Genomic DNA, 10,425 nt, shown 5'->3' with positions numbered 1-10,425 from the left:
CCGATTTATCCGCCGTTAGGAGGAAAGGCAGGCGGAAGGTGAACCAAAGAATAAGTACTCGTAGAATAAGAATTCTTTTAAACGAATTCAATAAATAAAACACAAAAATGAAAAAAGTTTGGATTGACACCGACCTCTCCGTAGGCATGAAAAGAGAGACTAGAGAAGGCTACTGCGATGTGGATGACGGCTACGCCGTACTCCAACTTATGAAATCTAACAAAGTAGACATCTTAGGTATTTCGGCGGTTTTTGGAAACACCACTTTAGAAAACGCTTTAGAACTAAGTCAATTCATGAGCAAGGAATTTGCCGACGATAAAATCCCTATTTACAAGGGAGCGTCAAAAGCCCTAGACTATACCGACTTGGCCACAAACGACGCCGTGGAAGCCCTGGCAGCGGCTCTTAAAAAAGACAAAATATCGATAATGGCCATAGGGCCAGCCACAAATGTGGGCATTTTACTCTTAAAACACCCAGAACTTAAGGACCAAATAGAGGCCGTAATACTGGTGGCAGGAAGAAGAAAACCAAGCGATTATTTTGAGATAGGAAACAGAGGAAACCATGCCAGAGACCTCAATTTTGATTTGGATAATGACGCTTTTAGAATCTTGCTAGAATCTGGTGTGAAAACGGTTTTATGCCCTTTCGAAATCTCTAATAAGGTATGCCTCAAACAAACTGACTTAGAAAAACTAGCAGAAGGAGACGCTGCCAACAAATGGATTTCAAAAGCCTCAGAAGCGTGGCTAGCACAGTGGATAGGCATGGGAGCAGCAGGTTTTAACCCTTTTGATGTTTTGGCGAGTCATTATATCATCAGCCCAGAAGACATCATTTCACAGGAGCTATACGCCCGTCTAGAACTGCACCCAGACGACACCGTAAAAGACACCGAAAGAAAGGCCTTCAAACAGTATTTACTATGCAACGATAATCCTAGCGGTTTCCCTGTAACTTACTGTTATGATGTGGTCCCAGACTATCATGAGAAGTTGATGGCTAGTTTGGTGTAGTTTTTTTAAGTTAGCATTAATTAGGCAGGGCTTCTTTTTGGGGCTCTGTTTTTTTTGTGTTGAGAAAGAGGCTTTCATGAACTTGAAACAACCTCAATAAGTAGTCTATTCTAAAAAAAATAATGTCACCGATTAATCATTTCACTTTGAGGTTTGAGATAATAGTTGGAGATTTAGAAAGAATTAGATTTCAAAACTATATTTAACCATGATTTTGGATTTAATTAGCCGTTTTTTAGATAAAAAAACCTGATTTAGTGGATTTCTACTAATTTCAATCAATTATTCCTCATTCAATAGGGCAAACTAAATAACCAACTTTTAATAACATAATGACAATTCAACTTATTCAATTTTCTGACATACATTTTAAAGAAGAAAACAATTCAGTCCTCGAAAAAAAAGACCAAATAGTCAACGCCATTAAAAATGAACTTTTAAAAGAAAATGAAACTCTCCTACTGGTCACAGGGGATAGTGCCTTTTCTGGAACAGAAAAAGAATTTACAATATCTTTTGATTTTTACACTTCAATAATTGATGAAATAAACAAATACAATGATTGTAATTTAAAACTTTTAGTAATTCCCGGTAATCATGATTGTCAAGAGTTGATGAAGAAGGACTCCGCACGAAGAACGTTAATTGACGCAATCCAAAAAACTACTGAAAATATTGAATTTGACATAATTAAAAACATTTCCCAAAATCTTGAAAATTACTTCTTATTTGAAAGTATTTGCAATGGAGGTATTAGAAACATTTATACTTCTGAATTATTAAAAGTTTACCAATTTAATGGAAATGATAAATCTATAATTTTTTACTGTTACAATACCGCCTTTCAATCTATTCTAGATGAAATAGCAGGAAATATGATCTTTCCTTTAAGTCTTATAGATAAAGAGGTATTTAAAATAAAGGCTGATTTAAAAATATCATGCTTTCATCACCCTTTACATTGGCTAAATCCTGAAAATAATAGAACCTTTAAAAATCATATAGAACAAACAAGTGATTTTTATCTAACAGGACATGAACATATCGATAGTAAATCGAAAATATCAGACCTAGAGGAAAATGTTACATATAAACTGGAGGGTGATGTGCTTCAAGACTCTGACTCCCCAAACAATAGCGGTTTCAACCTAATTAATATTGATTTAAATAAAGTTAGATTTCAAGTAAAAAACTTTAAATGGAGAGGAGATAGATATGAAGAAAAAGAAAACAATTCTAATTGGCACTCCCTTGAAAGAGGAGCACTAAAAGTCAACAATCCTTTTTTGATTACAGATAGTTTCAGAGCGAAGTTAAATGAAATTGGAGCAAATTTCAGCCACCCAAATGTGGCAAAAGTTTCACTACCTGATATTTACATTTATCCCAACTTACAACTTCTGAATCAGCTGGATGGAAATGACAATGATTCTAACGCTCTAACAATAAATTCCGAAAATATTTTAAACGAAATAGAAGGAGATATACGCATCATATTTAGTGGTACTGAAAATGTTGGAAAAACATCTCTTCTAAAGACTTATTTCAAAGTTCTACATTTAAAAGGATTTATTCCTCTTTTTGTCGAAGGTCATCAAATAAAAAGCACAAACCTGGATGACATTAATAAAATACTTCGTGACACTTTTTTGGAACAATACACCTCGAAGTCACAAGAAGATTTCAATCAGCTTGATAAAAAGAAATTAGTAATTATTATTGATGATTTTAATAGGGTAAAGGTTAACCTTCGGTATAAGGCCAAGCTATTACAGAACCTAATTTCACATTTCCCAAATCTTATTATTTCTGGAAATGAACTAATGTCACTAGAGGATATTATCCTTGATGAAAAGTCTGATGATGACCTATACTCAAGCTTTTATATTTATGAGATTAAAGAATTTGGACATCAATTAAAAAGCAAATTAATTAATAAATGGAATATTTTAGGTGTTGAACAATCAATATCTGAAGAAGAAAGAATAAAAAAATTACAACATTCTCAAACAATTATAAATACTGTTACTGGTATAAACTTTGTCCCCAGTTATCCATTTTTTATTTTAACAATATTACAGTCTATTGAATTAGGGAACCCAACTGATTTGTCCGCAAGTACGTTTGGTTATTATTACCAATTTCTTATTCAAAAATCATTTACAAATGTATTATCTTCTCAGAGAGAAATCACCGAGTATGAAAATTATCTAAGTGAATTATCGTTTTATTTATTTGAAAATAACCTTCGTGAATTTGATATTCATGAATTCGAAAATTTTGACGCACAATACCGTAAAAACTATACAATTTCCCATTCTCTTGAAAAAATAACAGTAAATTTAACCAATGCTAAAATCCTTGCTAATATTGGAGGAGCCTTGGAATATAAGTATTCGTATGTCCACTACTATTTCATTTCGAACTACTTATCAAATCATATTAACGAAGAAAGAATAAAAGAAGTAATAACTTCTCTTACTGGAAAGCTCTATAAATCAGAATTTTCAAACATTTTGATGTTTCTAACTCATCATAGTAAAGATGACTTCCTACTCAATCAGCTATTGGATAAAGCAAGATCAATATTTAATAATTTAACACCATGTAAACTTCAAGAAGATATTTCATCTATAAACAAACTTGGAACTACAATACCGGAATTAGTTTTTAAATCTAGGAGCGTTGATGAAAATAGAGAGGAAGAGGATATTTTAAAAGATGAGCAAGCACGACAGAACTTAGTAAATCAAGAATTTGAAGAAGATGACCCTCTAGATGAAAGTGAAATTAATATCGTTGGGAATCTCAACACGGCTTTCAAGGCAATAGAAATAATTGGTCAAATCTTGAAAAATAATTATGGAAAAATCAATAATAATACTATTGAGTTATTAATTGAGGAAACTATTCTTTTGGGATTAAGAACCTTAAATATATTCTTTACAATAATTGAAGAAAATTCAGAGTTCATTATTAACCAAGTAAATGCTATTATTACTGAAATTGAAACAAATAGTGGAAAAAAAATAGACAACGAAAGAAAAATAAAAAATCTTTCTCAAAGTACTTTATTCGGTTTATGCAACCATATTTCATATAGCTTTATAAAAAAATAAGTGATTCAATTGGAACAGAATACCTAAATGATATTCTGGAAAAGGTTTATTTGAAGCAAGATTATAACTCGGTCAAACTAATAAAGCTTGCTATTAAACTTGACCATTATAATGGTTTTCCAGATGCATATATAAAAAGTCTAAAAAAGGAGTTAATTGCTACTCCATTACCAACTCAAATAATGAGAAGATTAGTTGTGAATCATTTATACTTGTATCCGACGAATCATATTCAAAAGAGTAAAATATTAAGTATTTTAGGAATTCGTATGGAATCACAATTGAAAATAGATAAAATGTCTCAACAAAAGAAAAAAAACTCATTTTCCTAACCTAGAAACCTAGCTTCCCCTAAGCTTACAGCTTAGGGGAAGTGTTCTCAAGCCTCTGGCTTGCATAGCATTAAATCCTTACATATTTCACAAATCACCCGTTTCAAGCAGAGGCTGAATACCACTCCTACAAAGTTAAAAGCTTTGCAGAACCTTGCTCGTATAAGGTTTGAGCCATTATTAATTGTACTGTACATACTCTGTCAAACCTGAAAATACTTTAATTCAAAAAATATACTTAAATTTGTATCCAACTAGATACACACCCCATGTACTTTGTTGAGAAAAGTGTTGAATTTGATAAGTGGTTAAAGAAGTTGAAAAACTTGAGATCCAAGGCTAAAATTCTATTTCGAATTCAGAAAATAGAGGATACTGGACATTTTGGCGATTGTAAGACTTTAGGTGACGGCATTAGAGAATTACGAATCAATTTTGCCAAAGGTTATAGAGTTTACTTTAAAGAAATAGATGGCAAAATAATTATCCTGCTTATTGGCGGTGATAAGTCTTCTCAACAAAATGACATAAAAAAGGCTAAAGAAATCTGGGACAATATAAATAGTTAAAAAATGAAAACTTCAAAATTTGATATAGCGGATTATCTCGACAGCAAAGAAATGATTGCTGAGTACCTAAATACTGTTTTAGAAGAAGGTGATAACACTGATATAATAAACGCCATTGGAAATGTTGCTAAAGCAATTGGCATGACCAAAATAGCCGAAGAAACAGGATTAAGCAGACCAAGTTTGTATAAAGCCCTTTCGCATGGAGCCAAACCTCAATTTGCCACTGTAATGAAAGTTTTAAAAGCTATTGGAGGACAGATTAGTGTAAACCCAGTTTCTGTTTAGGAACTACCCATCTTTTCTTATAAAAGCCTGAATTTGTCTTCATAAACTGGATAAAGAAAAACTATAGTAATGTGCTTTGGGGGCTTTTTTTAAGTAATCGTTTTGATGCTAGTCTTCTTTCGAACTATTAATAGCGACACATTGCACAAAATCAACTAAATTAAGAACAGCGTTCCAAAAAAGCTAAAGGCTTTACAGAGCCTAACCCAATCTCAATAGACTTAGCTTAAGACATATCAGGCCATCCATTTCCTAACAATTACATCATATCAAATCCTTCTGCTTTCGCTAACATCTCGGTAATTTTGGCGTCATTTCATAATCCCCGAAATAGAATTTGAAACATACTCTTAAAAAGAGCTAATTTGTACCGTTCAATCAGCCATTAAAACAATAAACTTCATGCGTAATCTATTCGTAACAACCTTCTTGTTTGTCATTCTCTTCTCCTGTTCCACACCACAGGAAGAAAGCCTTTCGGTAAAAAATGTAATGGATGAGGTCATCACTAGACTCTATGGTGAAGTCTCTCCAGAAGATTTTGAGACTGTGAATACCAGCTTTATGCTGGATTTTTTGACCGAAAAAGAAAAGGCAGTCTTAGCCACCAAGTACCAGTATTTTAAAGTTAATGTACCCGTAACCGTTTCTTTAATGCGTCATGTGCAGCAGCCCATAGTGCCATTTTGGTTAGAGGAAAGTGGTTTTGTTAAAACAGACAAGAAAGTTAAAAATGCCCAATACGAATATGAAGTCTGGCAAAAGGACTTTGACGCTGGCTGGGTGAACTTAGGTATCCCAGGTTTTGATAAAGATAGGGTGGTGTATTTTATATCTGTAGGAGCCCAAAATAAGGGCGACGAATTAAAAATAACCGAACAGTACCCTTCGGAATACAGTTTAGAAAGAATGGAAAAAGGGGCTTTTACCTATCACGACTGGTCTGACCTAAAAATCACCGAATTGCCAGAAGAGCTTGAAGGCCAAACACTTTTCACCACCGTAAGAGGAAGAGCAAGAGAAGCACACGTGGAAGGAGCTTTCCGTAAAACCATTTTCCCTTCTTCTGCCGCACCAGACCAAGTCATGCTAACCTGGAGTGCAGACCCTACCAATTCCGTAAACCTGCAATGGAGAACCAATACAGCGGTAAAAGAAGGAACCGTGAAGTATTGGAAACAGGGCAGCACGGACAGCCTTTCTACGGAAGCTACAGTGAAAGTAATGGAGGACAGAATGCTTTATAACGACCGCTACATTCATAGGCATACGGCAATGCTGAGTCAATTGGAAGCAAATACAACTTATGAATACAGCGTGGGTTCAGCTGTAACAAATTCATGGTCTGAGGTCAGAAATTTCAAGACAGAAGCCAAAGACATCAAAACATTCTCTTTTATATGGTTTGGCGATACGCATAAAGACCCAAAATGGGCAGAGCTCTTACAAGACTCCTATGTACGCCATCCAGAAATAGCATTTTATTCCATTGCCGGAGATATTGTTTCCACAGGACTTTATAGAGACGAATGGGATGAGTTTTTTGGATATGCAAAGGATGTTTTTGCGTATAAACCCTTAATGCCTGTTCCTGGCAATCACGATAGGCAAGATGGATTGGGTGCTTGGATGTACTACGATTTTTTTAGTTTACCTGAAAATGGCCCAGAAAAAGTAGATAAAGAAAGTACGTATACGTTTGAATTTGGGAATGCTCTCTATGTCATGATTGACGCCACACAACCAAATGAAGCACAAACGGCGTGGATTGAGAAACAGTTGAAAAACTCCAAAGCTACTTGGAAGTTTGTGATGTTTCATTTTCCGCCATACAATTTTGAAGAACCTTATTTAGATATTCAAGAAGCATGGGGTGGCATTTTTGATACCTACCATGTGGACATGGTGATGTCTGGGCATATTCATTATTATATGCGTACCAAACCGATGAATGCTGGCAAAGTAGTGAACTCCTTCAAAGAAGGAACCGTTTACGCTGTCTCTATAGGAACCCATGGTAATCACGACGATATAGGCGAAGAACCCTATGCCGTAACAAGATATAAAGACGGACAATTTTACCAACACATGAATATTAAGGATAAGGTCTTGAAATACACCACTTATAACAAAGAAGGCAAAGTGGTAGATGAACTCTTGATTGATAAAAACTAGTCTTTAAAGGCTACCTATTAAAGTGCTTATGGGGAAGTAATTCGATTGCTTCCCCATTCTTTTTGTAAAAACTGGCTGCAACACCTTTTAACCCGCTTTAATCGTAATGAGTGGCAAAAGTGAATAAAATGAGTTTACTGACTGATTTTAAGCAGTTTAGCTGCATTTCCTATGACTATCGGGAGGTTTTATCAGGAGTAAATTGGGTTTAATCACAAGTCCGAAAAAGAAACTAAACCACCCAATTCAAGGTTTAGATAGGGAAATTCGCAATCTGAACATTTGAAACAATCCAAGATAATTTTACCCGTCATTGTCGTATCACAATTCTGTGGTACCTCACTGTGGTTTGCGGGTAATAGCATCATGAGCGACTTGGTGACCAATTTTGGTTTTGAAGCTTCCGCTTTAGGCCCTTTGACTTCTTCTGTGCAGTTGGGTTTTATTACAGGAACGCTTCTTTTTGCCATATTGGCCATATCAGACAGATTTTCTCCTTCCAAAGTCTTCTTGGTCTGTGCCATCTTCGGGGCGATATTTAACTTGGGTATTATTTGGGAAGGAAACACTTTCTCCAGTATCCTTGCTCTACGCTTTTTCACAGGCTTTTTCTTAGCAGGAATTTACCCTGTTGGCATGAAAATAGCCGCAGACCATTTTGAAAAAGGACTGGGTAAATCGCTGGGATTTTTGGTGGGTGCTTTGGTGATAGGTACCGCTTTTCCTCATCTTTTAAAAGATATGGCTCCTTGGAAATCGGTAATCCTTCGGACTTCTGGTTTGGCGGTATTTGGAGGAATGGCCGTGGTGACCCTAGTGCCCGATGGCCCGTATAGGAAACCAGGTCGAAAAATGGCATTATCGTCTTTTAAAAACTTTTTCAGTAATCGTAATTTTCGTGCTGCCGCTTTCGGTTACTTTGGACATATGTGGGAGTTATATGCCTTTTGGGCTTTTACACCAGTAATCCTAATGGCTTACAACCTTTCCAATCCAGCATCATCACTTAATGTTTCGTTTTATGCTTTCCTTATTATTGCCATTGGAGGTGTGGGTTGTATACTTGGTGGTTATTTATCTCAACGTTTTGGTGCTAAAAAAATAGCTTCACTCAGTTTACGCTTATCGGGTTTATGTTGTTTGGTTTCTCCTTTTATGCTCACTGTAAATTCTGAGATAGTCTTCCTAAGTTTTTTACTCTTCTGGGGTTTGGTCATTACTGCAGACTCCCCACTTTTTTCTACTATGGTGGCACAGAATGCCCTTCCTGAGTTAAAAGGAACGGCACTCACCCTTGTGAATAGCATAGGTTTTGCTATCAGTATTTTCAGCATTCAATTGCTCAATGAAATGAAAAACCATAGCAACTCCAATAGCATTTATTTGGTACTGGCCATTGGCCCAGTTTTAGGACTATGGGCTTTAAAAAAGAGGTCAATTCATTGAACCCGCTTTTTGACAAACGCTAATTCCTAATAATGTAGGTTGCAAACCTAAGTTTCTTCGACGGAAAACTTAAAACCGTTTAGATTCTCAGCAATATGTCATATCATTGAATATAATTCCTGTTGAAAAACCTTACGCTTAGCCATCATATTAAATGAACATTTGGAAATCATACGCTCTATTTTTAGGTACTGTACTATTGATTGCTTGTCAAAAGCCAGAGCTTAAGAGGCCTAACATCTTAATTATAGCTGTAGACGACTTGCGTCCTGAATTAAACAGTTTTGGGAAGAAGTATATCTCTTCTCCAAACATTGACCATTTGGCAGAAAATGGAGTTGCTTTTCAAAGACACTACGTCAATGCTCCAAGTTGCGGTCCTTCTAGATATACACTCTTGACCGGTCTTTATGGCCCTTCTGACAATTACGCTTTGTTTAAAAGAGCAGAAAAAATGGCGACAGGCGAAGAAGTCAAACCCAGCATGCCAGAATGGTTTAGAGCCAACGGCTATACTACGGTATCGGTGGGTAAAGTGTCGCATCACCCTGGCGGTAGAGGCGGAGATGATTGGGACGACAATAACATGATAGAAATGCCAGGAGCGTGGGACAAGCATCTTCTTCCAGTAGGAGAATGGAAGCATCCTAGAGGTGTCATGCATGGATTGGCGAATGGAGAAATCCGCGAAGCTTCATCCGAAATGGATGTTTTCCAATCGGCAGAAGGTGACGACAACATTTACCCCGATGGTCTTATCACGGATGAGGCCCTAAAACAGTTGAACGAGCTCAGCACCGATAGTCATAAGCCTTTTTTCTTGGCTGTGGGATTAATTAAACCACACCTTCCTTTTGGTGCTCCGTCGTCTTATTATGAACAATACAAAGGGATGACACTTCCACCCATTCCACATCCTCAAAAGCCTGTGGGTAAAACCACCTGGCATGGTTCGGGAGAATTTAATCAATACAATAATTGGGGTAAAGATGGTAATACGGATGCCCAATTTGCCGATGAGGTAAGAAGACATTACGCAGCCTGCGTAAGCTTTGCGGATGCCCAAGTAGGCAAAATTTTGGCGGAGCTAAAACGTACGGGAGCAGACAAAAACACGATTGTGATTCTATGGGGAGACCATGGCTATCATTTGGGTGAGCATGCTATATGGGGCAAACATAGTTTGTTTGAAGAGTCGCTCCACTCACCTTTGATCATTCGCTACCCAGGTATGAAAAACAAGAATCAAAATACCAATGCCATTGTAGAAACACTGGACATTTTCCCAACACTCTGTGATTTGGCAGGGGTAGAAATACCAAAATTTGCTCAAGGAGAATCCTTAAGACCTATATTAGAAAAACCTTCATTAGCTGGGCATTCTGCCTATGCTTATACACAATCTAACCAGCTTAAAACAGTCAAAACAAATACCCACAGAATGATACAGCATCCAGATGGGTTTATAGAACTA

7 protein-coding genes are annotated in these 10,425 nt (G+C 36.3%); all 7 read left to right on the top strand.

Annotation, left to right across the window (positions count from 1 at the left end):
- The first annotated feature begins 107 nt into the window (after positions 1 to 107).
- Positions 108 to 1,022, top strand: coding sequence for a nucleoside hydrolase (locus tag ACTBZY_RS15010; protein ID WP_463047159.1), 915 nt, complete (start codon positions 108 to 110; stop codon positions 1,020 to 1,022).
- A 332-nt stretch (positions 1,023 to 1,354) separates the two neighbouring features.
- Positions 1,355 to 4,141: an STAND family AAA ATPase gene (locus ACTBZY_RS15005; protein WP_463047158.1), complete on the top strand. Its 2,787-nt coding sequence runs from the start codon at positions 1,355 to 1,357 to the stop codon at positions 4,139 to 4,141.
- Between the two features lie 601 nt (positions 4,142 to 4,742).
- Positions 4,743 to 5,042, top strand: a complete 300-nt coding sequence (locus ACTBZY_RS15000) for a type II toxin-antitoxin system RelE/ParE family toxin (RefSeq protein ID WP_463047157.1) — start codon at positions 4,743 to 4,745, stop codon at positions 5,040 to 5,042.
- A gap of 3 nt (positions 5,043 to 5,045) precedes the next feature.
- Positions 5,046 to 5,330, top strand: coding sequence for an addiction module antidote protein (locus tag ACTBZY_RS14995; RefSeq protein ID WP_463047156.1), 285 nt, complete (start codon positions 5,046 to 5,048; stop codon positions 5,328 to 5,330).
- 402 nt (positions 5,331 to 5,732) lie between these two features.
- Complete coding sequence (locus tag ACTBZY_RS14990; protein WP_463047155.1) at positions 5,733 to 7,505, top strand: purple acid phosphatase family protein; 1,773 nt, start codon at positions 5,733 to 5,735, stop codon at positions 7,503 to 7,505.
- Between the two features lie 282 nt (positions 7,506 to 7,787).
- On the top strand, positions 7,788 to 8,951 hold the full coding sequence (locus ACTBZY_RS14985) for an MFS transporter (RefSeq protein ID WP_463047154.1): 1,164 nt from the start codon (positions 7,788 to 7,790) through the stop codon (positions 8,949 to 8,951).
- Positions 8,952 to 9,105: 154 nt separating this feature from the next.
- A partial coding sequence (locus ACTBZY_RS14980) for a sulfatase (protein ID WP_463047153.1) occupies positions 9,106 to 10,425 on the top strand: 1,320 nt, incomplete at its 3' end.

The sequence above is a fragment of the Arcticibacterium sp. genome (assembly GCF_055134445.1).
The sequence above is the reverse complement of the archived record's forward strand: the minus strand, read 5'-3'. Positions and strand labels throughout refer to the sequence as shown.

Coding starts and splice junctions, on each gene's coding strand:
- ACTBZY_RS15010 (WP_463047159.1), top strand. CDS start 108: ATGAAAAAAGTTTGGATTGACACCGACCTCTCCGTAGGCATGAAAAGA.
- ACTBZY_RS15005 (WP_463047158.1), top strand. CDS start 1,355: ATGACAATTCAACTTATTCAATTTTCTGACATACATTTTAAAGAAGAA.
- ACTBZY_RS15000 (WP_463047157.1), top strand. CDS start 4,743: ATGTACTTTGTTGAGAAAAGTGTTGAATTTGATAAGTGGTTAAAGAAG.
- ACTBZY_RS14995 (WP_463047156.1), top strand. CDS start 5,046: ATGAAAACTTCAAAATTTGATATAGCGGATTATCTCGACAGCAAAGAA.
- ACTBZY_RS14990 (WP_463047155.1), top strand. CDS start 5,733: ATGCGTAATCTATTCGTAACAACCTTCTTGTTTGTCATTCTCTTCTCC.